Here is a 25,311-nt window from a genome sequence, read left to right as displayed (position 1 = left end):
GCGTAGGTGGTCGTGCGTGGGGGTGCGGCGGCCGTTCATTCCTCCCCCAGCTAACGCTGGGAGGTGCCCCCAGACCCTCACCGTCGTGGTTGCGCGCCGTTGCGGCGGGATTGATTTTTTGACGCCGGGCCGGACCCCTGAAGGGTCCGGCCCGGCGTCGTCGGCTCTCAGGCCTCCGCGTCCGCGTGCAGGCTCATGGGACCCGCGTAGATTTCGGTGCCGTCCTCGAAGAGCCTGACCTGGTCGACGCCGCCGTCGAGGAGGGCCTTCCACTCCTCGCCGATCCAGGACTCCGCGTCGCCCTGGGTGGTGAACTCCTCCGGTTGCACAGCCGGCGCCGTCTCCGAACCGTCGGCCTTCTCGAACCGCCACACCCACGCCATCTGCGCCTCCTGGATCCCACCGGGTACGAATCTGTGCCACCGCGGAGCGCTTCGGAAGCCCTCCGCCGTGCCGTGCTTCCGTGCTGATCGGCAGCCTAACGGCCGTGTCGAGCCCGCCCCCGCCGCGCCCGCCGCAGCGGGACGCGAGAAACTCGCGGTGTGGATGTGACTCTCCTCGGCACCGGGGCCCCGCAGGGGCTGCCGCGGCCCGGCTGCCCGTGTGCCGCCTGTGCGACCGCCGTCGGCGACGAGGCGCGGGCGGCCACCGCGCTGCTCGTCGACGGTGCGCTGCTGATCGATCTGACCCCGGGCCCGGCCTTCGCGGCCGCCCGCGCCGGGCAGTCACTGGCGGGCGTGCGGCAGGTGCTGCTCTCGCATCCGCACGACGGTCCGGTGCTGGAGGTGCCGGCCGGGCTGCCGCAGCCGGGCCGGGTCGCGGACGGGCGGGAGCTGGCGCTGCTCGACGGGCACCGGGTGCGGGCCATCGCGGTGGACATCCCGGGAACGGGCTACGAGATCTCCGGCGCCGAGGGCGAGCGGCTGCTGTATCTGCCGCCGGGCGCGGCGCCGTCCGGGCTGGGCGAGGGGAACGGCCGGGCGGGGGGCGGCGGTTACGAGGGCATGGGCGGCACCGGCCCGTACGACCTGGTGCTGCTCGATGTGCTGGGGCGGCCCGAGGCGCTGGCCAGGCTGCGGGCGAGCGGGGCGGTCGACGCGGCGACGGATGTGCTCGCGGTGCACCTCGACCACGAGGTGCCGCCGGGGCCCGAGCTGCATCGCCGGCTCGCGGCGGTGGGGGCCCGCGCGGTGCCCGACGGCAGCACGCTGGTGGTCGGCGAGTTCCACGCGGTGCCTGATCTGCCGCGGCGCACGCTGGTGCTGGGCGGGGCGCGCAGCGGGAAGTCGGTGGAGGCGGAGCGGCGGCTCGCGGCCTTCCCTGACGTGGTGTACGTGGCCACCGGGGGCACCCGGGACGGCGACGAGGACTGGGCGCAGCGGGTCTCGCTGCACCGCGAGCGGCGGCCCAGCGGCTGGCGCACCGTCGAGACCTGCGATCTGGTGCCGCTGCTGGCCGCGGCGGGGCCCGGCGCTGACCCCGGCACCGGCCGGCCGGCCGAGGCCTCACCGCTGCTCATCGACTGTCTGGCGCTGTGGCTGACGCATGCCATGGACGAGGTCGGGGCCTGGGATGACGCCACCTGGGAGGCCGGCGGCCGGCGGGCGCTGCAGGAGCGGACCGATGCGCTGGTGGCGGCGGTGCGCGCGACGCACCGGCGGGTGGTGGCGGTCAGCAACGAGGTCGGCTCCGGCGTCGTCCCGGCGACCCCGGCGGGCCGGCGGTTCCGGGACGAACTGGGGCGGCTGAACGCGGCGTTCGGTGCGGAGTGCGAGCAGGTGCTGCTGGTCGTCGCGGGCCAGGCGCTTGCGCTGCGTGGATGACGGAAGCCCGGTGGGCCCCGTGTCCGCTTGCCCGGGGGCGCGGCGCCGGGTGCTCTAGGACCGTGACCGATTCCGAGCGGACCGAGAGCGAAGCGCCGGGCGGATGGGGAGCGGGGCCCCTCCGGGAGCCGGGGGCGCGCGGGCGGCGTTTCGACGCGGCCGTACGCGACTACCTGGCGCGGTACCCCGAGGCGACGGTGGTCGCGCTCGGGGAGGGGCTCGGTACCGGTTTCTGGCGGCTGGACAACGGGCTGCTGAACTGGCTGACGGTGGTGTCGCCGGAGACCGCCGCGGTGCGCCGGATGCTGCTGCCGGACGGTCCCCGGCGGCGTACGGTCGCCCGCGCGCTGACCGATCACCGCTGGCTGGACGCGGTGCGGGAGCCGCAGCGCGGGGTCGTGGTCACCGCGCCGGGGGTGCTGATGCGGCTGCCGCCGCCCGCGGTGCGCGCGCTGCTGGCGGTGTGTGCGGAGCGGTTTCCCGGTGGTGCGCTGGTCTTTGACGTGCTGCCACGGCCGGCCATGGCGCTGGCCCGGCGGGCCGCCGGACCGGGCGGCGGCCGGTGGCCGGGTCCGGTGCGCTGGGGGCTGAACCGTGCCGAGCTGCCGCGGGTGGCCGGTGCGCACCCGGGCATCGTCGCGGTGCGCGAGGTCGGCCCGGTGCGAGAGCTGTACGGCCCGGCGGAGTGGCTGCGGCGCCGGATGCCGGTGCTGGGCGCGCTGACGCCCCTGGTGTGCGAGGTACGGTTCGCGGCGGCCGGTTCCCCCCGGCGGGCCTCGTCAGCGGTGTGTTGACGGTAATCTGCGCCCAATGAGCGCCCTGAACCTCGATGACTTCGCCCATCTGATCGAGCGCCCCGATGGCGGTGTGCGCCGTGACGCCGAGGAGCGGCGGGCGCGGCTGGCCGTGCCGCCGGGTGCCCTCGGCCGCCTCGACGAGCTGGGCGAGTGGCTGGCCGCAGCACAGCAGCAGGTGCCGGTGCGGCCGGTCGAGCGGCCGCGGGTGCTGCTGTTCGCGGGCGATCACGGAGTGGCGGAGCTGGGGGTGTCGGCCCGGCCGGCCGGCAGCACCGGGGACCTCGTACGGGCCGTGCTGGACGGGGCGAGCCCGGCCGCGGTGCTGGCCCGCAACACCGGGGTGCAGCTGCGCGTGGTGGACCTGGCGGTGGACTGCGACCCGGAGGAGCTGCCCGAGGAGGTCACCCGGCACCGGGTGCGGCGGGGTTCGGGGCGGATCGATACCGAGGACGCGCTGACGGCCGAGGAGGCCGAGGCGGCGTTCCGGGCGGGGATGGCCGTCGCGGACGAGGAGGCGGACGCCGGCACCGACCTGGTGGTGCTGGGCGATCTGAGCGTCGGCGGGACGACCGCCGCGAGCACCCTGATCGCCGCGCTGTGCGGGACGGACGCCTCGGTGGTCACCGGGCGGGGCGGGGCCGGGATCGACGATCTGGCGTGGATGCGCAAGTGCGCGGCGATCCGCGACGCGCTGCGGCGGGCCCGTCCGGTGCTCGGCGATCAGCTGGAGCTGCTGGCCACGGTCGGCGGCGCGGATCTGACCGCGATCACCGGTTTCCTTCTGCAGAGCGCGGTGCGCCGGACGCCGGTGATCCTCGACGGGGTGGTCTCGGCGGCCTGTGCGCTGGTGGCGCAGCGGGTGGCGTTCCGGGCGCCGGACTGGTGGCTGGCCGGGCAGGCGAGCGGCGAACCGGCGCAGGCCAAGGCCCTGGACCGGATCGCACTCAACCCTCTGCTCGACCACGGCGTCACTGCGGGTGAGGGGACGGGGGCGCTGCTGGCCCTGCCATTGGTGCAGGCGGCCGCGGCCCTGGCGGCAGAACTGCCCGTACGCGACTGACCCGGAGCCGGCCCACCGCGGCCGACTCCGCAGGAAGCGCTCGGACGAGCGCCCGGACCAGGGCGCTCACTTCACGCCCGTACCGGACCACCGGCGGCGCCCCATAAGATCACGCTTTACACGTTTTATGGGAGACATCGCTTGAGTCCGGACGAAGGCCGCCCGCGCGGCTCATGGTCACAGCGTGGTGCCGCGTTCGGCATCTGGTATCTGCGCACGGTCACCTTCCTCAATTTCCTGAGTGCGGTGTGGGTGTCGTTCGGCAATGACATCCGCCGGCACAACAGCGCGGAATTCTTCACTCCGTATCTGCTGACGGCCGGCTTCGCGTCCGCCGCCTTCTCGCTGTTCCTGTCGGTCACCCTGCGGCGGCGGAAGCGGGCGGCGTGGATTTTGAATCTGGTGCTGTCCGGACTGCTGGCGCTGCTGTTCGGATTCGGAATGGTGGTGGCCCCGGAGTTCCGCGGACATGTGCAGAACTGGGTGTCGCTGGGATTGACCGTGCTGTTCGCCGCCGCATTGGTGGCCGGGCGCCGGGAGTTCTCCGCGAAGGGCGACCGTACGAACCCGAAACTGGCGGCGGCGGTCGCGGCCGGCGGTCTGCTGGTGGCCTCGCTGCTCGCGGTGCTGCTGGTGACCGTCACCAACACCGCGGCGGGTTCCTCAACCCTTGCGCAGCGCTGGCGCTACGGCCTGATGCGGCTGGTGTCGCTGGCCGCCGACGACCGTGCGTTCCCGGAGATCGCCACCCCGAACTGGGTCAATGTCGCGATCAATGTGCTGAGCACGCTGCTGCTGGTCGCGGTCCTGTGGGCGGCGTTCCGGTCCGTACGGAGCACCGAGGCGATCACCGCGGACGACGAGGAGCGGCTGCGGGCCCTCCTGGCGCGGCACGGCGACCGCGACTCGCTGGGCTACTTCGCGCTGCGCCGCGACAAGAGCGTGGTGTTCTCCCCCAGCGGCAAGGCCGCGGTCACCTACCGCGTGGTGGGCGGGGTGTCGCTGGCCTCCGGCGATCCGCTGGGCGATCCCGAGGCCTGGCCGGGGGCGATCGAGGGGTGGCTGGCCGAGGCGCGGGAGCACGGCTGGGCGCCCGCGGTGATGGGGGCGGGCGAGGAGGGCGGCACGATCTACGCCCGGCACGGTCTGGACGCGCTGGAGCTGGGCGACGAAGCGATCGTGGACACCGCGGAGTTCACCCTCGGCGGCCGCGCGATGCGCACCGTACGGCAGGCCTACCACCGCATCGAGCGGGCCGGTTACACCGTCCGTATCCGGCGCCACGAGGACATCCCGGGGCCGGAGATGGACCGGCTGCTGCGACTGGCCGACGACTGGCGCGACGGGGAGACCGAGCGCGGCTTCTCGATGGCGCTGGGCCGGCTCGGCGACCCGGGGGACGGGCGCTGCGTGATGCTCGAATGCAGGGGTGGCGGCGCTGGGGAGGAAGACGGTGAGCTGCGGGCGCTGCTCAGCTTTGTGCCGTGGGGTGAGAAGGGCCTTTCGCTGGATCTGATGCGGCGGGACCGGAACTCCGAGAACGGGCTGATGGAGTTCATGGTGCTGGAGTTGATCCAGCGGGCGAAAGAGGTGGAGATCACGCAGCTCTCGCTCAACTTCGCGATGTTCCGTTCCGTCTTCGAACGTGGATCGCGACTCGGCGCGGGCCCGGTGCTGCGCCTGTGGCGCTCGCTGCTCAGCTTCTTCTCCAGGTGGTGGCAGATCGAATCGCTGTATCGCGCCAATGCGAAATACCGGCCGATCTGGGAGCCGCGCTACATGCTTTTCGAAAAGAGCACCGATTTGCTGCGGATCGGGATCGCCGCCGGCCGCGCGGAAGGCTTTCTGGAAGCACCCGGGCTGCCCAAGTGGCTGAACCGCACGCACCTGGAGAAGGAGAGATGAGCGCGGCTGGGGCGGGGCGGCGGGAAGGGCCCGTGCCGGCCCGGGGAGAGGTGCCCCTCCTGCGTCGCGCGGCGCGCGCCGAATGGGGCCCGCTCCTGCGGACGGTACGGGCCGCACTGGCCGCCTCGCGGCTGCGGGCGATCCCGGTGACGCTCACCGCGGTGGGTCTGACGCTGGTCTTCCAGTTCGTGCAGAACCAGGCCTGGGGCTACCGGGCCGTCCAGAACATCGGCTCCGTACAGGCCGACGAGCATCTGTGGCTGGCGCTGCTGCGCACCCCGCTGTCGCTGTTCGTGCCCGCGCTGGACCTGCCGGTGTGGGGTGCCCTGGCGCAGATCCTGGTGGTCTTCGGGATCGCCGAGATCTGTGTGGGCCGGCGGCAGATGCTGGCCGTCGCGTACCTCGCCACGCTCGCCGGGACGATGTACGCCCGGATCGGCATCTGGATCGGCCCGGTGAGCCCGATCGGGCTGCCCGACTCGGACAAGTACGTCACCGACACCGGGCCGTCGGCGGCCGTGGTGGGGCTGGCGGTGTTCGTGTGCTGGCGCTACCGCGCCTGGTTCACCTGTGCCGCGGTGGCGGTGGCGATGGTCGTCGAGGTGGTGTCGATCAAGAACAACCTCGCGGGCAAGGAGCATGTCGCGGCGGTGCTGGCGGTGCTGGTGCTGTGCGGACTGTGCGAGCTGTGGCGGCGGCACCGGCCGGGCGACGCCGGGGGCGTCAGCGGCTCGGCGCGCCCCCGATGAAGTCTTCGACCTTGCGGCGCAGCGCCGACCAGCGGCGGTCATGGCGGTAGGCGCGGACCCGGGCGCGGGCCCGCAGCTTCGGGCGGGTGCGATAGAAGCGCCTGGCCCAGGGCGAGTTGGGCCGCGCCAGCCGGACCGCGCCGAAGAGCGCGACGAACGGCACGAACACCCCGATGACCGCGATCCGGCCCTTGCCCTTGGTGAGGGCGATGACCGCGAAGAGGAAGTTGACGGCCACGGTCCGCACGACCGTGAAGCGGTCGGTCTCCTCGTCCGGACTGAGCTCATTGACGCCGAACGGCAGGAAGCCGCCGAGGATCAGGGCGGCCAGGGCGACCGTGAGGATGACGATCTCAACGCTCTTGGTCCCCTCCTCGGTCCAGTACACGTCGTCCAGGTGCAGGATGAGCGCGAACTCGTCCAGGACGAGGCCCACCCCCATCCCGAAGAGCACCGCCGCGGCCCCGGTGCCGAAGCCGCGCCGGCCGCCGGCCAGCGCGATGAAGCCGCCGAGGACCATCAGCACCACACCGGGGACGACATGGTGGATGTGGACCCCGCCCGGGGTGAGGTTGCGGAACGGGCCCCTGCCCGCGCGGATGAGGCGGGTGACGGCCCGGGTCACGAGGAAGGTCAGCACGAACGAGGCGAGGGCGAGCAGCAGCGGCAGCTTCCCCGGCTCGACGATATTGCGGTACCACCAGTGGCCCATCCCACACGCTCCCCTTTGTCGCGTAAGGACACATAGCCACCATTAGGCCCTGTCCGGACGGCCGGAACCGGCAGTCAAACGCGGTGGACGCCCGGATAGCCTGCCGCGATGACCGAGAGCCCCACTCCCCCGGCCCCGTCCGACGCCCTGCGCTTCGTGTTCGGCACGCTGACCGTGCTGCCGGTCCGCGTCACCCGCTGGGACCGGGCGGCGGCGCGCGGCGGGATGCTCTGCGCACCGCTGGCCGGGCTGGTCGTCGGGCTGGGCGCGGCCGCGGTCGGCGGGGCGCTGCTGGTGCTCGGCGGCGGGCCGCTGCTCGCCGCGGTCGGCAGCGCCGCGGTGCCCGCCGTACTCACCCGCGGACTGCATCTGGACGGACTCGCCGACACCGCCGACGGGCTGGGCAGCGGCAGGCCCGCCGAGGACGCGCTGCGCATCATGAAGCAGTCCGACATCGGCCCGTTCGGGGTGATCACGCTGCTGTTCACCCTGCTGGCCCAGGTGGCCGCGCTGTACGAGCTGTACGCGGACGGCTGGGCGCACGGCGCCGTCGCGGCGGCCGTCGCGGCGGTCACCGCCCGCTGTGCGCTGACCCTCGCCTCCCGCGCGGGGGTGCCGGCCGCCCGCCCTGAGGGACTCGGCGCGGCGGTCGCGGGCACCGTCCCGGTGCGGGCGGCGCTGCTGTGCGCGGCGCTGGTGGCCGCCGGGTGCGCGGCCGCCGGGGCCGGTTCCGGGCCGTACGGCGCGCTGCACACCGGGCTCGCGGCGCTGTGCGGCCTCGGGGTGGGCGAACTGGTGCTGCGGCACTGCCGGCGGCGGTTCGGCGGGGTGACCGGCGATGTGTTCGGGGCGCTCGCGGAGAGCGCGGGACTGGCGGCACTGGTCGCGCTGACGCTCGGTTAGCGCCGGCGGGCCCCTTCCCCACACCCAACTGAAGTGACCGGAAGGGCAGTTCACCGGGTATACGGGCAACTGCCGGGGCACCGTTATGTGGCGGTGTGGTATCGGACGGGCCTTGTGGCGCCGCCGAGCGTAGGCTCAGCCGCAGCAGCGCGCTGCGCGCAGACGGATTCCCCGGACGGAACAGGACCCTCATCACCGTGACTGCACTGACCCTCAGTACTTCTTCCGCCGCGACGCTGCGTGCGGATGCCGTCGTCGTCGGCGTGGCCAAGGGCGCCAAGGGCATCGTTGTCGCCCCCGGCGCGGAAGCCGTGGACAAGGCCTTCGGCGGCAAGCTCGCCGCCGTGCTGGAGACCCTCGGCGCGAGTGGTGCCGAGGGCGAGGTGACCAAGCTGCCCGCCGCGGACGGCCTCAAGGCGCCGGTCGTGCTGGCGGTCGGCCTGGGCGAGGCGCCGGGCAAGGACGACGGCTATGGCCACGAGGCGCTGCGGCGCGCCGCGGGCAGCGCCGCCCGTGCGCTGGCCGGCAGCAAGAAGGCCGGTTTCGCACTGCCCGTCGAGGACGCCGAGGCGGCCGCCGCGGTGAGCGAGGGCGCCCTGCTCGGCGCGTACTCCTACGCCGCCTCCCGCAGCAACGCCAACAGCGCGCAGAACGGCAAGGGCGCCAAGAAGAACGACGCCAAGTCGGCGCCGCTCGGGGAGGTCGCACTCCTCGGCGGCAAGCCGCGCGACAAGGAGTTCAAGGCCGCCGCCGCGCGCTCCCAGGCGCTGGCCGAGGAGATCAACCGCGCCCGCGACCTGATCAACCTGCCCCCCAACGACCTCGACCCGAAGTCCTTCGCGGCCGAGGCGCAGGCAGCGGCCAAGGAGTTCGGCCTCAAGGTCGAGGTGCTCGACGAGAAGGCACTCAAGAAGGGCGGCTACGGCGGTCTGCTGGGCGTCGGCCAGGGCTCGCAGGCCCCGCCGCGGCTGGTGCGGATCGCCTACACCCACTCCAAGGCAGCCAAGACCCTGGCGCTGGTCGGCAAGGGCATCACCTACGACTCGGGCGGCATCTCGCTCAAGCCGGCCGGCCACAACGAGACCATGAAGTGCGACATGAGCGGCGCGGCCGCCGTGTTCTCCGCGGTCGTGGCCGCCGCCCGGCTCGGCCTGGAGGTGAATGTCACCGGCTGGCTGGCGCTCGCCGAGAACATGCCGTCCGGCTCCGCCACCCGTCCCGGTGATGTGCTGAGGATGTACAGCGGCAAGACCGTCGAGGTGCTCAACACCGACGCCGAGGGCCGTCTGGTGCTGGCCGACGCGCTGACCCGCGCCTCGGAGGAGTCACCGGACGCGATCGTGGACGTCGCCACCCTGACCGGTGCGATGGTGCTGGCGCTGGGCCACCGCACCTTCGGGATCATGGCCAACGACGACGCTTTCCGTACCTCGGTGCACGAGATCGCCGAGGAGGTCGGCGAGCAGTCCTGGCCGATGCCGATGCCGTCCGAGCTGCGCAAGGGCATGGACTCCCCGGTCGCGGACCTCGCCAACATGGGCGAGCGGATGGGCGGCGGCCTGGTCGCCGGGCTCTTCCTCAAGGAGTTCATCGGCGAGGGCATCCCCTGGGCGCACCTGGACATCGCGGGCCCGGCCTTCCACGAGGGCGCGCCCTGGGGCTACACCCCCAAGGGCGGCACGGGATCCGCGGTGCGCACCCTGGTCCGGCTCGCGGAGCGCACCGCCGCGGGCGACCTGGGCTGACGGCCGGGGTACCGGCTTCCTCCCCTTCGCCCGTGATATCCGCCACGGCCCCAGGCAGACCGCCCGGGGCCGTTGGTGCGCGTGCGCCCGGCGTTCGCCCACAACGAAATCAGTACATCTGTACGCGCCAGTAACCCGTACGGGGCGACTGATCACCGTCTCAGTGCCCGGCCCGCCGTCCCGGCTTCGTGGAACAAGTGCGAAGATGGGTTCTCGGCAGGACAGGGCCCCCCTTACCCAGGGCCGAAGTAAAAGCGGCCGAACCACAGCCGCCGTCCGGTCATTGGAGACCGGCTCCGGCGTACCCATGCATGGAGGACGTGACGTGGCGAACGACGCCAGCACCGTTTTCGACCTAGTGATCCTCGGAGGCGGTAGCGGTGGTTACGCCGCTGCCCTGCGCGGGGCGCAGCTGGGCCTGGACGTCGCCCTGATCGAGAAGAACAAGCTCGGCGGCACCTGCCTGCACAACGGCTGCATCCCCACCAAGGCGCTGCTGCACGCCGGTGAGATCGCCGACCAGGCTCGTGAAGCCGACCAGTTCGGCGTCAAGGCCACCTTCGAGGGCATCGACATCGCGGCCGTCCACAAGTACAAGGACGACGTGATCTCCGGCCTGTACAAGGGCCTCCAGGGCCTGGTCGCCTCCCGCAAGGTGACGTACATCGAGGGCGAGGGCCGGCTGTCCTCCCCGACCTCCGTCGATGTGAACGGCCAGCGTGTCCAGGGCCGCCACGTCCTGCTGGCGACCGGCTCCGTGCCGAAGTCGCTGCCGGGCCTGGAGATCGACGGCAACCGCATCATCTCCTCGGACCACGCGCTCACGCTGGACCGCGTGCCGAAGTCCGCGATCGTGCTGGGCGGCGGCGTCATCGGCGTCGAGTTCGCCTCCGCGTGGAAGTCCTTCGGCACCGACGTGACCGTCATCGAGGGCCTCAAGCACCTCGTCCCGGTCGAGGACGAGAACAGCTCCAAGCTGCTGGAGCGGGCCTTCCGCAAGCGTGGCATCAAGTTCAACCTCGGCACCTTCTTCGACAAGGCCGAGTACACCGCCGACGGCGTGCAGGTCACCCTCGCCGACGGCAAGACCTTCGAGGCCGAGGTGCTGCTGGTCGCGATCGGCCGCGGGCCGGTCTCGGCGGGCCTGGGCTACGAGGAGCAGGGCGTCGCGATGGACCGCGGCTATGTCCTGGTCGACGAGTACATGCAGACCAACGTGCCGACCATCTCGGCCGTCGGTGACCTCGTTCCCACCCTCCAGCTCGCGCACGTCGGCTTCGCCGAGGGCATGCTGGTGGCGGAGCGGCTGGCCGGTCAGAAGACCGTGCCGATCGACTACGACGGCGTGCCGCGCGTGACGTACTGCCACCCCGAGGTCGCTTCGGTGGGTATCACCGAGGCCAAGGCCAAGGAGCTGTACGGCGCCGACAAGGTCGTCGCTCTCAAGTACAACCTCGCGGGCAACGGCAAGAGCAAGATCCTCAAGACCACGGGCGAGATCAAGCTCGTCCAGGTCAAGGACGGTGCCGTGGTCGGCGTCCACATGGTCGGTGACCGTATGGGCGAGCAGGTCGGTGAGGCCCAGCTGGTCTACAACTGGGAGGCCCTGCCGGCCGAGGTTGCGCAGCTCGTGCACGCGCACCCGACGCAGAACGAGGCTCTCGGCGAGGCCCACCTGGCCCTGGCCGGCAAGCCTCTCCACTCCCACGACTGACCCCAGTCCCGGGCGCGACCACATCCGCACCACACTTGTAAGGAGCAACTGAAACCATGGCGGTTTCCGTAACCCTGCCGGCGCTCGGCGAGAGCGTCACCGAGGGCACCGTCACTCGCTGGCTCAAGGCCGAGGGTGAGCGCGTCGAGGCCGACGAGCCGCTGCTCGAGGTGTCGACCGACAAGGTCGACACCGAGATCCCGGCCCCGGCCGCCGGCGTCCTGACCGCCATCAAGGTGGCCGAGGACGAGACCGTGGAGGTCGGCGCCGAGCTGGCCGTCATCGATGACGGCACCGGTGCGCCGGCTGCCGCTCCGACGCCCGCCGCTGCCGAGGCGCCCGCCGCCGAGGCCCAGCCCGAGCCCGAGCCCGCCCCGGCCCCCGCGGCCGAGGCCCCCGCCCCCGCCGCTGCCCCCGCGGGCGGCGCCGAGGGCACGGACGTCGTCCTCCCCGCGCTCGGCGAGAGCGTCACCGAGGGCACCGTCACCCGCTGGCTGAAGGAGGTCGGCGAGGAGGTCCAGGCCGACGAGCCGCTGCTGGAGGTCTCCACCGACAAGGTCGACACCGAGATCCCGGCGCCGGCCTCCGGCACCCTGCTGGAGATCGTCGTCGGCGAGGACGAGACCGCCGAGGTCGGCGCCAAGCTCGCCGTCATCGGTGCCGCCGGTGCCGCCCCGTCCGCCGCTCCGGCTCCGGCCGCCCCGGCCGCCGCCCCGGCCCCGGCCGCCGCTCCGGCCCCGGAGCCCACCCCGGCTCCGGCTCCGGCTGCTGCCGCCCCGGCGCCCGCCGCCCCGGCCGCTCCGGCCCCGGCCCCCGCGCCGGCTCCGGCCGCCCCGGCCCCGGCTGCCGCCCCCGCCGCCCCGGCTCCGGCCGCCGGTGAGGGCGCGTACGTCACCCCGCTGGTGCGCAAGCTCGCCGCGGAGAGCGGTGTCGACCTCGCCACGGTCAAGGGCACCGGCGTCGGTGGCCGTATCCGCAAGCAGGACGTCATCGCCGCCGCCGAGGCCGCCAAGGCTGCCGCGCCGGCCGCCGCCGCTGCCCCCGCCGCGTCGAAGGCTCCGGCCATCGAGGCGTCGCCGCTGCGCGGTCAGACCGTCAAGATGCCGCGGATGCGCAAGGTCATCGGCGACAACATGATGAAGGCCCTGCACAGCCAGGCGCAGCTGACCTCCGTGGTCGAGGTGGACATCACCAAGATCATGCGGATGCGCAACCAGGCCAAGGACGCGTTCGCGCAGCGTGAGGGCGTCAAGCTCTCCCCGATGCCGTTCTTCGTCAAGGCCGCGGTCCAGGCGCTGAAGGCCCACCCGGTCATCAACGCCCGGATCAACGAGGACGAGGGCACCATCTCCTACTTCGACACCGAGAACGTCGGTATCGCGGTGGACGCGGAGAAGGGCCTGATGACCCCGGTCATCAAGGACGCCGGTGACCTCAACATCGCCGGTATCGCCCGCAAGACGGCGGACCTGGCGGGCAAGGTCCGCGCGAACAAGATCACGCCGGACGAGCTGTCCGGTGCGACCTTCACCATCAGCAACACCGGTTCGCGCGGCGCCCTGTTCGACACCGTCATCGTGCCCCCGAACCAGGTCGGCATCCTGGGCATCGGTGCCACCGTCAAGCGCCCGGTGGTCATCAACCACCCGGACCTCGGCGAGACCATCGCGGTGCGCGACATGACCTACCTCGCGCTCTCCTACGACCACCGTCTGGTGGACGGCGCCGACGCCGCCCGCTACCTGACCACGGTCAAGCAGATCCTGGAGGCCGCCGAGTTCGAGACCGAGATCGGTCTCTGAGTCCCGGCAGTCACGCGACAGGCGTGTCCTGAGGGTCGGCCCCGGTTCGTACGAGCCGGGGCCGGCCCTTTTGCTTCCCCGGCCCGCGACGGCCCGGGGTCCGCGCCCGGCCCCGCCGCGCCTCCCGGACCGACCCCCTCGCGCCTCCCGGATAATGGCCCTCCTGCCACCGCCCGCTCTGAAGGAGCACCTCATGACCCCGCCCGTCGTCCATTCGCTGCGCGAGCAGATCCGCGAGCACATCCTCGAGGGGATCGTCAGCGGCCGCTGGCAGCCGGGCGAGCGGATCGTGGAGCGGCGGATCGCGGTGGAGCTGGAGGTCAGCCAGACGCCCGTACGGGAGGCGCTGCGCGAGCTGGAGTCGCTGCAGCTGATCGAGTCGGCGCCGAACAAGGGCGTACGGGTACGGAACCTGACCGCCGACGACCTCAAGGAGAGCTACCCGGTGCGGGCCGGGCTGGAGCAGGTGGCCGCCGAGCTGGCGGCGGGGCGGCTGGCCGAGGACACCGTGGCGCTGGAGCGCGAGGTGGCGGCGCTGCACGAGGCGGATCTGGCCGGTGACGGGGAGGCCCAGGTGCGGCACACGGTGGCCTTCCACCGGGAGATCGTGCGGGCGGCCGGGAACGCCGTGCTGCTGCACACCTGGGAGTCGCTGGGCATCGAGGTCTGGACGACGCTGTCGATCCGCTGGTTCAGCCCGGAGCCGCGCTCGCACGCCCAGGACCACCAGGAGATCGTGGACGCGTTCCGGCGGCGCGATCCGAAGATCGGCGCCCTGCTCAAGTCGCATGTGCTGAGCTGCGCGCCCCGGGTCTGAGGCGGGTCCGGGAGGGGCCGGCAGACCCTCTGCAGGACTGGCACGCGGTGCCCGAAAGTGCGGCACCCCGTGCCGACCTGCGGTTTTTCCTTCATTGAGCGTTGATCGATCATCGATCAGAGGCGTATCGTCCTCCCTCGGGGCGCGACAACCCTGCCTGCCGAACTCGTAGGGGGTGTCGTCAAGGCCGCCGTCCACCCTGAGGACGCGGCCCGATCACGACGGCACCCCCGAGCTACCTCCCGTCCGGAAAGGGGCCACCCATGCCCGATCCCGTGCGCCTGCCGTACAGCCAGCTCGACCAGCTCCCGGACCGCGACCCCGAGGAGACGACCGAGTGGCGCGAGTCGCTCGACGCCGTCACCAAGGCGGCGGGCCCGCATCGCGCCGCGTACCTGATGCGCCGTGCCCTTGAGCACACCGCGCGCACCGAGGGCACCGCCCTGCCGTCCCTCCTGGAGACGGACTACGTCAACACCATCCCGACCTCCGCCGAGCCCGACTTCCCGGGCGACGAGGCGATGGAGGCCAGGATCACCGCCTGGAACCGCTGGAACGCCGCCGCGATGGTCACCCGCGGCTCCGCGCTGGGCCTCGGCGGCCACATCGCCACCTTCGCCTCCGCCGCCTGGCTCTACGAGACCGGCTTCCAGCACTTCTTCCGCGGCAAGGAAGGCGACGGCAGCGGCGACCAGCTCTACATCCAGGGCCACGCCTCCCCCGGCGTCTACGCCCGCGCCTTCCTCGAAGGCCGCCTCACCGAGGACCACCTCGACCGCTTCCGCCAGGAGACCGGCGGTGAGGGCCTGCCCTCCTACCCGCACCCGCGGCGGCTGCCCTGGCTGTGGGAGTTCCCCACCGTCTCCATGGGCCTCGGCCCGCTCTCCGCGATCTACCAGGCGCGCTTCAACCGCTATCTGGAGCACCGCGGCATCAAGGACACCGCCAACTCCCACGTCTGGGCCTTCCTGGGCGACGGCGAGATGGACGAGCCCGAGTCGACCGCCGCCCTGGCGCTGGCCGGCCGTGAGGGCCTGGACAACCTGACCTTCGTCATCAACTGCAACCTGCAGCGCCTCGACGGTCCCGTCCGCCCCAACTTCAAGATCGTGCAGGAGCTGGAGGCCCAGTTCCGCGCGGCCGGCTGGAACGTCGTCAAGTCGCTGTGGGGCCAGGCCTGGGACGAGGTCTTCGCGCTCGACACCGACGGCGCCCTGATCCGTCGCCTCGGCGAGACCCCCGACGCGCAGTTCCAGACCTACGCCACCCGCGACGCCGCCTACCTGCGCGAACACTTCTTCGGCGCCAACGAGTCCCTGAAGGCCCTCGCCGACCGGCTGACCGACGCCAAGCTGCTGGAGCTGTTCCAGACCTCCCGCGCCGGCCACGAGCCGCGCAAGGTGTACGCCGCCTACAAGGCCGCCGTCGAGCACCAGGGCGCGCCGACCGTCATCCTGGCGCAGACCGTCAAGGGCTACACCCTCGGCACGGGCTTCGAGTCCCGTAACGCCAACCACCAGATGAAGAAGCTCACCATGGCGGAGTTCCGCACCATGCGTGACGTCCTCGAACTCCCCATCCCGGACAGCGCGCTGGAGGGCGGCCAGGTGCCGTACTGGCGCCCGGCCGACGACTCCCCCGAGATGGTCTACCTGCGCGAGCGGCGCGCGGCCCTGGACGGCCCGGCCCCCGCCCGCAAGGTCGTCCCCAAGCCGCTGCCGATGCCCGCCGACAAGGCCTTCGACGCGCTGAAGAAGGGCTCCGGCAGCCAGGAGATCGCCACCACCATGGCGTTCGTCCGGCTGATCAAGGACCTGATGCGGGACAAGGAGACCGGCAAGCGCTGGGTCCCCATCGTCCCCGACGAGGCCCGCACCTTCGGCATGGAGTCGCTCTTCCCGACGGCCGGCCTCTACTCCCCCAAGGGCGCGACGTACGACCCGGTCGACCGCGATCAGCTGCTCTGGTACAAGGAAGCCAAGGACGGCCAGATCCTCAACGAGGGCATCACCGAGGCCGGTTCGCTCGCCGACTTCACCGCCGCCGCGACCTCGTACGCGACGCACGGCGAGCCGATGATCCCCTTCTACATCTTCTACTCGATGTTCGGCTGGCAGCGCACCGCCGACCAGTTCTGGGCGCTGGCCGACCAGTTGGGCCGCGGCTTCGTCATCGGCGCGACCGCCGGCCGTACGACGATGACCGGCGAGGGCCTCCAGCACGCCGACGGCCACTCGCACCTGATCGCCTCCACCAACCCGGCGGCGCTCTCCTACGACCCGGCCTTCGCCTACGAGGTCGCGGTCATCGTCAAGGAAGGTCTGCGCCGTATGTACGGCCCGGACGCCGAGGACGTCTTCTACTACCTCACGGTCTACAACGAGACCAAGGTCCAGCCGGCCATGCCGGAGGGCGTCGAAGAGGGCATCCTCAAGGGCCTCTACCGCTTCAACGAGGGCGCCAGGCCCGAGGCCGACAGCCCGCAGCTCCAGCTGCTGGCGTCCGGCACCGCCATCCACTGGGCCCTGGAGGCGCAGCAGCTGCTGGCCGCCGACTGGGGTGTGGCGGCGGACGTGTGGTCGGCGCCGTCCTGGACGGAGCTGCGCCGGGACGCCCTGGAGTGCGATGCCGCCCGTCTGGACGGCGAGGACCGCATCCCGTACGTCACCCGTGCCCTGGCCGGTGCCCCCGGCCCGGTCGTCGCGGTCAGCGACTGGATGCGCGCGGTCCCCGACCAGATCGCCCCCTGGGTCGAGCAGGACTGGACCTCCATCGGCACCGACGGCTTCGGCCTGTCCGACACCCGCGAGGCGGCCCGCCGGCACTTCGGTGTCGACCCGCAGTCGGTCGTCGTCCAGGCGCTGGCCGCGCTCGCCCGCCGCGGCCAGGTCAAGCCGGAGACCGTCAAGGAGGCCAAGGAGCGCTACGGCCTCTGATTCACGGGCCGCGCCGCGGCCTGTGACACGCGGGCGGTGGCAGACCGCCCCTCGCCCCTCAGGGGCACCCCGATCTCCCGTGCGGAGGCCACCTTCCCGCGCCCGGGGCCTCCGCACGGGAACCCACCACCGGCCCGGCCGACCATGCCCTGGCTACGGCCGGGCCGGGCTTTATCGTTCGCGGTTTGCCGTTCGCCGTTCGCCGTTCGCGGTTTGCGGTTTGCGGTGGGCTGGGGCCGGTGCGCCTACGGGGTGTGGGTGGGGGGCCGGAGGGGACGCCCGGTAATCCGTCCTCGGCGCGGGCGGCCCTGGTCCCAGAGGTTGGGAGCCCCGTTGTTCGCTCCGGTCCTGCGGGCGGCTCACCGGACATCCCCTCCGACCGCCGTACGTGGGCGGCTCTCCCGCCGTACCGATCACCGTCACCAACCCATGCGGCACCCCTTGGCAGGGGGCAGCCCGCAGATTGGTCGCGGGCCGAGGTAGGTCTTGACGGACGGTGTCACCGGGCCGCAGTCGGCAACGCTGAACGGTTGGAGGGGATGTACCGGGGCCCGCCCGCAGGACCGGAGCGAACGCCGGGGCAATCAATCGCACGCAGCCGCGTCGCCCGCGCCGAGGACGGGTCCCGGTGCGTCCCCTCCGACCCCCGCGGCAACCACGCAACCCGCAACACCCCAGCCCCCACCAACCCGCACAGCCCCCGAAGCAAGTGACGGATCGGCCGCGCCACGAAGGGGCGCGGGGAACGGCGCGCCCAGCCACAACCGCACCCGCGGACGCAGACAACCCATTGTCAGTGCCCCCCGGCATGATGGGGACATGCGTGCTGCGCGGCTGATCAAGATGGTGCTGCTGCTCCAGGCGCGGCCGTCGATGACGGGGGCCGAGCTGGCGCGGGAGTTGGAGGTTTCCGAGCGGACGGTCGCCCGGGACGTCCTCTCGCTCTCCGAAGCGGGGGTGCCCGTTTACGCGGACCGTGGCCGGGCGGGCGGCTACCGCCTCATAGGCGGCTACCGCACCCGCCTCACCGGCCTCGGCCGCAGCGAGGCGGAAGCGCTCTTCCTGTCCGGCGTGCCCTCCGCCCTGCGCGAGATGGGGCTCGCGGACGCCGCCTCCGCCGCCCGGCTGAAGGTTTCCGCCGCCCTGTTGCCCGAGCTGCGGGACGCCGCGACGGGCGTCGCCCAGCGCTTCCATCTCGACGCACCCGCCTGGTATCAGGAGCCCGAGACCCCCGCCCTGCTGCCCGAGATCGCCGACGCCGTCTGGGACGACCGCCGGGTCACCGCCCGCTACCGCCGCAAGGACACCGAGGTGGAGCGGGAGTTGGAGCCGTACGGCCTCGTGCTGAAGGCGGGGGTCTGGTATCTGGCGGCGCGTACGGAGGGGGATTTCCGCGTCTACCGGGTCGACCGGTTCGCCGCCGTGGCGCTCGCGGAGCGTGACCGGGCCTCCGGAGCCGAGACAGCCGGGGAGCGGTTCACCCGTGATGCGTCCTTCGACCTCCCGGCGTTCTGGGCGGAGCGGGCGGCGCAGTTCGCCCGGTCGATCCTGCACGAGGAGGTGGTGCTGCGGCTCTCCGCGCGCGGCGTCCGCCAGCTGCCGTACGTTACCGAACGCGCGGCGGCCCGCGAGGCGATCGCCCGGGCGCAGAGCGCGGGCGGCCCCGACGAGCGGGGCCGGCTGACGGTCACCCTTGCCGTGGAGTCCGCCGACGTCGCCTACGCCCAGCTGCTGGGGCTCGGCCCGGAGGGCGAGATACTCGCGCCCCCCGGACTGCGTGCCCAGTTCGCCGCGGCCGCCCGGCGGACGGCCGCGCTGTACACGTGACCGGGGGGCCGAGCGGCCTCGCCGAAGCCCGGTGCGGCTGCGCCCCAAAGGGGCGCGGGGAACCGCGCGACCAGCCACAACACACCCGCGGACGCCGGCCGGCACCTCTTGGCTCGGCACCTCCCGCGGAACACGCAGGTCCCAAGGGCCCAAGACCGTCGCCGCACCCCGCAGGGGTTAGCGGTAGTCGGCCGCGCTCCCGTCCTTCCCGCCGAAGACCACGTCCGCGAAGTAGCCGAAGGCGTCGGGCCGGGAGCCATCGGTGTCGGTGAAGTCGTACTCCTCCGCCAGCTGTCCGCTGGAGAGCGACTGACCGCTCCAGCGTGCCTTGTCCGGGTCGGCGGCCAGCGCGCGGACTCCGCGGCCGATCAGGGCCGGCGACTCGGCGATGGCGAAGTGCGGTTCCTTGGCCACCGCGTCGCGCCAGGTTTCCTCCGTCACCCCGAAGTGGTCCAGCATCTCCTCGGACCGCAGAAAGCCGGGGGTGAGCGAGACCGCCGTGCCGCCGTACTCCTTCAGCTCGGCGGCGAGGCCGAAGGCCATGCGGTGCGGGGCGTTCTTGGTGAGGTCGAAGCAGAGGTTCTCGCGGTAGGTGCGGTTGAAGGTGTCGGTGCCGTCGGTGACTTCGATGACCAGGCCGCCGGGCCGCCGGATCAGCAGCGGCAGTGCGTAGTGGCTGGTGATGACGTGGGTGTCGATGCCGAGACGGAACATCCGCAGCCCGTTCTCCAGGTCGAGGTCCCACAGCTTGGTGTTGAACTCGAGCAGCCGGTCACCGCCCCAGACACTGTTGACCAGCACATCCAGCCGTCCCTGCTCCCGGTCGATGCGCTCGGTCAGCCCCTTGACCTGCGCCGGGTCCAGATGGTCGGTCGGTACGGCGATGCCGATGCCGCCCGCGGCGGTCACCAGCTCCGCGGTCTGCTCGATCGTCTCCGTGGGCCGGCCGACCTCGCTGGTCCGCTCCCGGGTCGTCCGCCCCGTCACATAGACCAGGGCCCCGGCCCGGCCCAGCTCCACCGCCATCGCCCGCCCGGCGCCCCGGGTCGCCCCGGCGACCAGCGCCACCCGTCCCGCCAGTTCTTTCTGTCCGGTCACGTACGCCACTCCTCGCTGTCAGGTGCCTTGCCTCTGCACGGCGACCCTGACAGCGATACCCGACACCTTCTGTCCGGATTCAGCGCGCACTGCACGGCAATCCGTCCACCGGTTACGGATGCGGCGCCCGTACGCTCCCCCCGCTCCGCAGCCGCCCGATGACCTCCGCCGGGGTGTCCGGCCCGGCCGGCGCGGCGAGAGTGCCCTCCGCGGCGGTGGCGCGGACCCCGCCCGTGGCGTCGAGTCCGCCGACGTCCTGGCTGCCGGCCGCGAGCAGATACCACCTGCCGGACTTCGCCCGCCAGTGGATGTCCCCCACCACATCGGGCCCGAAGCGGCCGCAGGCAGCGGTGTTCACGGCCCGTCCGGCGATCCGGCCGGGGTCGGCCGGGCGCGCGGCGGGCGGTACGAACCGCAGGGTCGCGCTGCCGGGCCCGCGCCAGGTGTCGGCGCGGGTGCACACCCAGGTCGCGCTGCCGCCGTCCTCGGGGAGCCGCTGTTGCGCGAACTCCCAGGTGTTGATGGTCCGTACGCCGGTGCCCCGCAGCGACCCGAGCGAGCAGGCCGTACGGGCCCAGCTCCGCAGCGCGGGAGCGCCGGTCGCCTCGCCCGGCGCACCGGCCGGTGCGCCGGGCGAGGGCGGGGGCCCGGAGGTGAGAGAGACGGGGGCGAGATCGTCGAGGTCGGCCACCAGGAAGGCGGCGTTCCGGCCGGGCGCCACGATCCGCGTCGAGGGCCGGAGCTGGGCCACCGGCCAGCGCCCGCAGCCGGCGCCCGCGGGGGGCGGGATCGGGATCCGGTCGGTGACCCCGTCGGGGGCGACGTGCAGCCCGTGCGGCGGGGCGGCCGGCGCCAGCAGATCGCGGGTGGTGATCTCGGAGATCCACGGCGCGAGCAGATAACGCATCCAGCCGTTGCCGCGCCCGATCACCAGCGCGGCAGCGGTCGTCAGATCCGCGCCGTCGACCCGGGCGAAGTGCAGTGTGGGCGTGGCGTCTTCGGGCTCGGCGTAGCGCACCAGCCGCTCCCCGTCGTGGAGGACCACCACCATGACGTTGTCGATCAGGCCCGCGTACAGCAGCTGCGGCGGATGGCCGGGCGGCCGGGTGGAGGTGTCCGCGGCCGCCGTGATCCGGGTGTCGGGGGGCGGCGTCGCCCAGACCCGCAGCGCCCGTGCCAGCAGTTTCCGGTCACCGGCCTGCCGGCCGCGGACGGGCCAGGCGGTGAAGTCGACCCGGGAGGTGTCCGTCCACTGCTCGTTGGGGGTGCGCAGCAGCCGGCCCGGGTCCAGCGCCTGCAGCGCGGCGGTCTCGGCGCGCCCCGCCCGGTCCGCCGTGCCGGGCCAGGCTCCGGCCACCGCCGCGCCGATCGCGAGCACGGCCGCCACCGCGGCCACCACCCGCACCCGCTGCCGGCGGCGCAGCAGATCCGTCGGCCGGGTCTGCACCATGCACGGGTCGAACTCCCCGGAGCTGAGCAGGGCCGCCGCCCCGGCGCCGGTCTCGCGGTCCAGCTGCGCGGCCGCCCGCTGCGCCGCGTCCGGGTCCTCGGCCCCGGCCCGCGCCAGCACGGCGCGCGCGGCGTCCTCGTCCAGGCCTTCCAGGTGCCACAGCCCGAGGGCGGCCCGTACCGCTGCCGGGGCGGCGGACAGCGCCTGGTCCAGGGCGAGTTCATCGGCGCCGCCGGCCCGCGGGAAGAGCCGCAGCCCCCAGACGAGGGGCAGGGCCGGCAGTCCCCGGACCGGCTGTGCCTCGTACGCCAGCGCCAGTCGCAGGGCCCGTTGCCGCACCAGGTCGTAGCCGGACTCGGGAGCCGGGCCGCGCTGCGCCGGCAGCCCGCCGTCCGGGCGGCGCAGCCGGGTCCGGGGCAGCGCGCGCTGGACCAGACCGTGTGCGGTCAGGACCCGGCGGTGGCGGCCCGTCGACGGGGGCAGTACGAGGTAGGTGAGGCGGACGAGCCGTGGATAGTGCTCGACGATGGCCGCCTCGGCCCGTTCGACATCGGCCCGGGTGCGTTCGTCCATGGGCATGGCCTGGAACAGCCCTTCGCGAAATGGGGGATATACGGTCGTTTGCCGTTGCACGCCTTCCAACGAGTGATTCTTGGGACGGTCACAAGACGGATCACCGACCGGGGTGCGCGAGCGGCGATCCGAACACCCCGTCACCCTTCCGGACGGCCCGTCATCATTCCGGATAACGACCCCCTCGCATCCGGGGTACTCCGCATGCGCCGGGCGCCGGCAGGGCAGATGCTGGAGCGGTGATGGACGAGACGGAGTTCTGGGAGCTGATCGACGGCTCCCGCGAGGCCGCTGAGGGCGACCCCGAGGAGCAGGCCGACGCACTGGTCGAGCGGCTGCTCGGGCTCGACCCGGACGCCGTCGTGGACTTCGCCCGCCACTTCGAGGCCCGCTACAACCGGGCGTACTCCTGGGATCTGTGGGCCGCCGCCTCCGTGATGCTGGGCGGCGCCAGCGATGACGCCTTCGACTACTTCCGCTGCTGGCTGATCGGCCAGGGCCGGGAGGTCTTCGAGGGCACGCTGCACGACCCGGACCAGCTCGCCGAGCTGGTGGACGACTTCGACGAGACGGTGGACGGCGACGCCGAGGAGCTGGGCTACGCGGCCGACGAGGCGTACGAGCAGATGACCGGCGGGGTGATGCCGGACCTGGAACTGCCCCCGCCGCCCCGCGAACCGCTCGGCACCTACCTCGACTTCGACGACGACCAGACCATGGCGGAGCGCTTCCCCACCCTCTGGGACCGCTTCAAGCCGTAGGGGCGTGTCGCGGGCCGGTGGCGGCATCCGGCCAGGGGTGCCGCCACCGGCCCGCCGCTGCGGGCAGTATGGCTCCATGCGGATCGCGATCACCGGCTCGACCGGACTCATCGGCACGGCGCTCGTACGGTCCCTGCGCAGCGGGGACACCTCCCGGGCCGGGGGCCCAGGGGGAGGCCATGACGTCGTCCGGCTCGTACGGCGTGCGCCCACGGCCCCCGGTGAAGTGCGCTGGGACCCCAAGCGGCAGGAGGTCGACACGGCGGGGCTGGCCGGCTGCGAGGCGGTGGTCCATCTGGCCGGCGCCGGGGTCGGCGACCACCGCTGGACGGCCGCCTACAAGCAGGAGATCCGCGACAGCCGGGTACTGGGCACCCGGGCCATCGCCTCTGCCCTCGCCGCCATGGACACCCCGCCGCGGGTCTTCGTGTGCGGCAGCGCGATCGGCTACTACGGCGACACCGGCGACCGGCGTACGGACGAGAGCGCGCCGGCCGGCCACGGGTTCCTGCCGGAGGTCTGTACGGCCTGGGAGGACGCCGCGAAGCCGGCCCAGGACGCGGGTATCCGTACCGTCTTCGCCCGCACCGGTCTGGTCGTGGCGCGCTCGGGCGGCGCCTGGGGCCGGCTCTTCCCGGTCTTCCGGCTCGGCCTGGGCGGGCGGCTCGGCGACGGCAGCCAGTACTGGAGCTTCATCTCCCTGGACGACCACATCGCGGCGCTCCGCCATCTCCTCGACACCGAGGACCTGGCCGGGCCGGTCAACCTCACGGCACCGGAACCGGTCACCAACCGCGAGGTGACCGCCGTGATGGGCAAGGTGCTGAACCGCCCCACGCTGTTCTCCGTCCCGGCGCCGGTGCTGCGGACCGTCCTCGGCGAGTTCGCCGGTGACGTGCTGGGCAGCCAGCGGGTCATCCCGCAGCGGCTGCTGGACTCCGGTTTCTCCTTCCGCCACCCCCGCATCATGGAAGCGGTCCGGGCCGCCGCCTAGACGTCCAGGGCGAGACCCGCCCGGCCGCCACCGCAAGCTGTGACCAAGGGCCCTCCGGCACGCCCCGGAAACCCCTGTCGCACGGGCCGCCCCCTCCCTGCCCGTCACCTCACACACTCGACTCGGCATCTCTCGCAGCTGTACCGGGCATGACACTCGGTGCCGCCATTTGGGACCGACCTCGGGAGGGGCAAGTGCTGCGCACCGCATCGGCCGTGGACGTCGTCATCGTGGGAGCCGGCCCGGCCGGACTCGCCGCCGCCCGCCATCTGACCGGCGTAGGAGTGTCGGTCACCGTTCTGGAGGCCGCGCCACGGATCGGTGGCCGCTCCGTCACCGACCCTCTCGACGGCTTCCGGCTGGACCGCTGCGCGCGGCCGCTGGCCGTCTCCGCAGCCGAGCTGCGCCGTACGCCGGGGCTCGGCGAGCTGACACTGCGTCCGTTCGCACCCGGTCCAATCCTCCACAACGGCCAACGGGCGCAACGCATCAGCGCACCCCGGAGCACCAGGGGCGCCCTCGCCGCGGCACGCGCCCTCTCGCGCGCCGACCGTCGTACGGAGCGCCGGACGGACCGTCAGGCGGGCCGTCACGCGGGCCGCCAGACAGGCCGTCTCACCGACCGGTGGGGCGAGCAGGACACGGACCGGCGTACGGACCGCCGCGCCGACCGCGCCGCCGTCACCTCCGTCACTCCCCCGGCCTCCGCCACCCACGCCCCGCCCGCCGACCGCCCGATCCGCGACGCCCTGGCGGGCCGCCCCGCCTTCCCGCCGCGCGCCCATGACGCGCTGCTGCGGCCCCTGCTGGGCGCGCTGCTGTGCGATCCGCAGCTGCGCGGCTCCAGCCGGGGTGCCGCGGCGGCGCTGCGCGCCTACGCCGAGGGCCGGTTGTGGCTGCCGGCCGGCGGCGCCGCAGCCGTCCCCGAACTGCTCGCCGCCGCGCTGCCACCCGGCACGGTCCGTACGTCCGTGCAGGTCACCGCCGTCTCCACCACCGGCGTCAGCACCGCGGAGCACGGCCATATCCCGTGCCGGGCGGTACTGGTGGCGACCGGCGCACGCGAGGCGGCCGAGCTGCTGCCGGGACTGCGGGTGCCCGCCTTCCACTCGGTGACCGTCCTGCACCACACCGCGACGGTGGCCCCCGGAAGCCGCGGCGCGGCGCTGCGCGACACGGCGCTGATCCTGCCTACCGACGGCCCGGTCGCCTACACCTACGTCGCCGGCGCGATCGACCCGTCCCGTACGCCGCCGGGCCGGTCCCTGATCACCACGGCCGTGCACGGGGCCGCGGCGGCGCTGCCGGTGTCCGTGCTCGACCGGACGGTCCGGCCGCAGCTCGACCGGATCTACGGCGCGCACACCGCGGACCGGCAGCTGCTGACCGCCCATCACGACCCGTACGCGGTCCCCGCGATGCCCGCACCGTACGACCCGGAGCGCCCGGTGCGGGTGCTCGCCGGTCTCTATGTGTGCGGCGACCACCGCGACACCAGCACGCTCCAGGGCGCCCTGAACTCGGGACGGCGCGCGGCCCGCGCCGTCCTCCAGGACTTCGGCCTGCCCGCCCTCACGACGGAACCGGACACCCTGCCCACGGCGGCCTGACCTCCGGGCCCTGGGGTGCCCCGGGGCCCGGCCGG

General features: G+C 73.3%; 19 protein-coding genes. 15 read left to right on the top strand and 4 right to left on the bottom strand.

Features of this window, described 5'->3' with window-relative positions:
* Window positions 1-167: 167 nt before the first annotated feature.
* Complete coding sequence (locus tag SLV14N_RS28935) at window positions 168-383, bottom strand: hypothetical protein (protein ID WP_208684866.1); 216 nt, start codon at window positions 381-383, stop codon at window positions 168-170.
* Window positions 384-542: 159 nt separating this feature from the next.
* On the opposite strand from SLV14N_RS28935, the gene SLV14N_RS28930 reads away from it, so the two are divergent.
* The 5 genes from SLV14N_RS28930 to SLV14N_RS28910 all read left to right on the top strand — a co-directional run bounded on the left by SLV14N_RS28930 (window position 543) and on the right by SLV14N_RS28910 (window position 6,334).
* Window positions 543-1,823 carry a bifunctional adenosylcobinamide kinase/adenosylcobinamide-phosphate guanylyltransferase gene (locus SLV14N_RS28930; RefSeq protein WP_208684864.1) on the top strand — a complete coding sequence of 427 codons (1,281 nt, stop codon included), beginning with the start codon at window positions 543-545 and terminating at the stop codon, window positions 1,821-1,823.
* Between the two features lie 62 nt (window positions 1,824-1,885).
* Complete coding sequence (locus SLV14N_RS28925) at window positions 1,886-2,617, top strand: class I SAM-dependent methyltransferase (RefSeq protein ID WP_263271695.1); 732 nt, start codon at window positions 1,886-1,888, stop codon at window positions 2,615-2,617.
* A gap of 16 nt (window positions 2,618-2,633) precedes the next feature.
* Window positions 2,634-3,680, top strand: a complete 1,047-nt coding sequence (gene cobT / locus SLV14N_RS28920) for a nicotinate-nucleotide--dimethylbenzimidazole phosphoribosyltransferase (protein ID WP_208684860.1) — start codon at window positions 2,634-2,636, stop codon at window positions 3,678-3,680.
* Window positions 3,681-3,821: 141 nt separating this feature from the next.
* Entirely contained in the window at window positions 3,822-5,585 is a 1,764-nt protein-coding gene (locus SLV14N_RS28915) for a phosphatidylglycerol lysyltransferase domain-containing protein (protein ID WP_208684858.1), read from the top strand.
* On the top strand, window positions 5,582-6,334 hold the full coding sequence (locus tag SLV14N_RS28910) for a hypothetical protein (protein ID WP_263271693.1): 753 nt from the start codon (window positions 5,582-5,584) through the stop codon (window positions 6,332-6,334). Before SLV14N_RS28915 ends, SLV14N_RS28910 begins: the two co-directional genes overlap by 4 nt.
* Here the strand turns inward: SLV14N_RS28910 and SLV14N_RS28905 are convergent.
* Complete coding sequence (locus SLV14N_RS28905) at window positions 6,309-7,046, bottom strand: hypothetical protein (RefSeq protein ID WP_263271691.1); 738 nt, start codon at window positions 7,044-7,046, stop codon at window positions 6,309-6,311. The two genes, SLV14N_RS28910 and SLV14N_RS28905, sit on opposite strands and share 26 nt — an antisense overlap.
* Window positions 7,047-7,154: 108 nt before the next feature.
* On the opposite strand from SLV14N_RS28905, the gene SLV14N_RS28900 reads away from it, so the two are divergent.
* From SLV14N_RS28900 to SLV14N_RS28870, 7 genes are all read left to right on the top strand, one after another.
* Window positions 7,155-7,949, top strand: coding sequence for an adenosylcobinamide-GDP ribazoletransferase (locus SLV14N_RS28900; protein ID WP_263271690.1), 795 nt, complete (start codon window positions 7,155-7,157; stop codon window positions 7,947-7,949).
* A gap of 197 nt (window positions 7,950-8,146) precedes the next feature.
* Window positions 8,147-9,694, top strand: a complete 1,548-nt coding sequence (locus tag SLV14N_RS28895; protein WP_208684852.1) for a leucyl aminopeptidase — start codon at window positions 8,147-8,149, stop codon at window positions 9,692-9,694.
* 325 nt (window positions 9,695-10,019) lie between these two features.
* Complete coding sequence (gene lpdA, locus SLV14N_RS28890; RefSeq protein ID WP_208684850.1) at window positions 10,020-11,408, top strand: dihydrolipoyl dehydrogenase; 1,389 nt, start codon at window positions 10,020-10,022, stop codon at window positions 11,406-11,408.
* A 56-nt stretch (window positions 11,409-11,464) separates the two neighbouring features.
* Window positions 11,465-13,210, top strand: coding sequence for a 2-oxoglutarate dehydrogenase, E2 component, dihydrolipoamide succinyltransferase (gene sucB, locus SLV14N_RS28885; RefSeq protein ID WP_263271689.1), 1,746 nt, complete (start codon window positions 11,465-11,467; stop codon window positions 13,208-13,210).
* Window positions 13,211-13,403: 193 nt separating this feature from the next.
* Window positions 13,404-14,027 carry a GntR family transcriptional regulator gene (locus SLV14N_RS28880; protein ID WP_208684846.1) on the top strand — a complete coding sequence of 208 codons (624 nt, stop codon included), beginning with the start codon at window positions 13,404-13,406 and terminating at the stop codon, window positions 14,025-14,027.
* 263 nt (window positions 14,028-14,290) lie between these two features.
* Window positions 14,291-16,963 (top strand): pyruvate dehydrogenase (acetyl-transferring), homodimeric type, encoded by a 2,673-nt coding sequence (aceE, locus tag SLV14N_RS28875; RefSeq protein ID WP_263271688.1) that lies wholly within the window; start codon window positions 14,291-14,293, stop codon window positions 16,961-16,963.
* 819 nt (window positions 16,964-17,782) lie between these two features.
* A complete protein-coding gene (locus SLV14N_RS28870; RefSeq protein ID WP_263271686.1) occupies window positions 17,783-18,790 on the top strand; it encodes a YafY family protein in 1,008 nt (335 codons plus the stop codon).
* Window positions 18,791-18,967: 177 nt separating this feature from the next.
* Here the strand turns inward: SLV14N_RS28870 and SLV14N_RS28865 are convergent, their stop codons facing one another.
* Both SLV14N_RS28865 and SLV14N_RS28860 read right to left on the bottom strand, forming a co-directional pair.
* A complete protein-coding gene (locus tag SLV14N_RS28865) occupies window positions 18,968-19,888 on the bottom strand; it encodes an SDR family oxidoreductase (RefSeq protein ID WP_263271685.1) in 921 nt (306 codons plus the stop codon).
* A 112-nt stretch (window positions 19,889-20,000) separates the two neighbouring features.
* Window positions 20,001-21,911: a hypothetical protein gene (locus tag SLV14N_RS28860; protein ID WP_263271683.1), complete on the bottom strand. Its 1,911-nt coding sequence runs from the start codon at window positions 21,909-21,911 to the stop codon at window positions 20,001-20,003.
* A 242-nt stretch (window positions 21,912-22,153) separates the two neighbouring features.
* Between SLV14N_RS28860 and SLV14N_RS28855 the strand changes: the two genes are divergently transcribed.
* The 3 genes from SLV14N_RS28855 (at window position 22,154) to SLV14N_RS28845 (ending at window position 25,276) form a co-directional block, all read left to right on the top strand.
* Window positions 22,154-22,672, top strand: coding sequence for a DUF4240 domain-containing protein (locus SLV14N_RS28855; RefSeq protein ID WP_263271682.1), 519 nt, complete (start codon window positions 22,154-22,156; stop codon window positions 22,670-22,672).
* A gap of 76 nt (window positions 22,673-22,748) precedes the next feature.
* Window positions 22,749-23,666, top strand: a complete 918-nt coding sequence (locus SLV14N_RS28850; RefSeq protein WP_208684834.1) for a TIGR01777 family oxidoreductase — start codon at window positions 22,749-22,751, stop codon at window positions 23,664-23,666.
* Window positions 23,667-23,860: 194 nt separating this feature from the next.
* Window positions 23,861-25,276, top strand: a complete 1,416-nt coding sequence (locus tag SLV14N_RS28845; protein WP_263271681.1) for an FAD-dependent oxidoreductase — start codon at window positions 23,861-23,863, stop codon at window positions 25,274-25,276.
* Window positions 25,277-25,311: the final 35 nt, after the last annotated feature.

Origin of the sequence: Streptomyces sp. Je 1-4 4N24, from assembly GCF_026239515.1 — a bacterium.
GTDB lineage: Bacteria > Actinomycetota > Actinomycetes > Streptomycetales > Streptomycetaceae > Streptomyces > Streptomyces nigrescens.
This window is presented reverse-complemented; position numbering and strand designations above follow the sequence as displayed.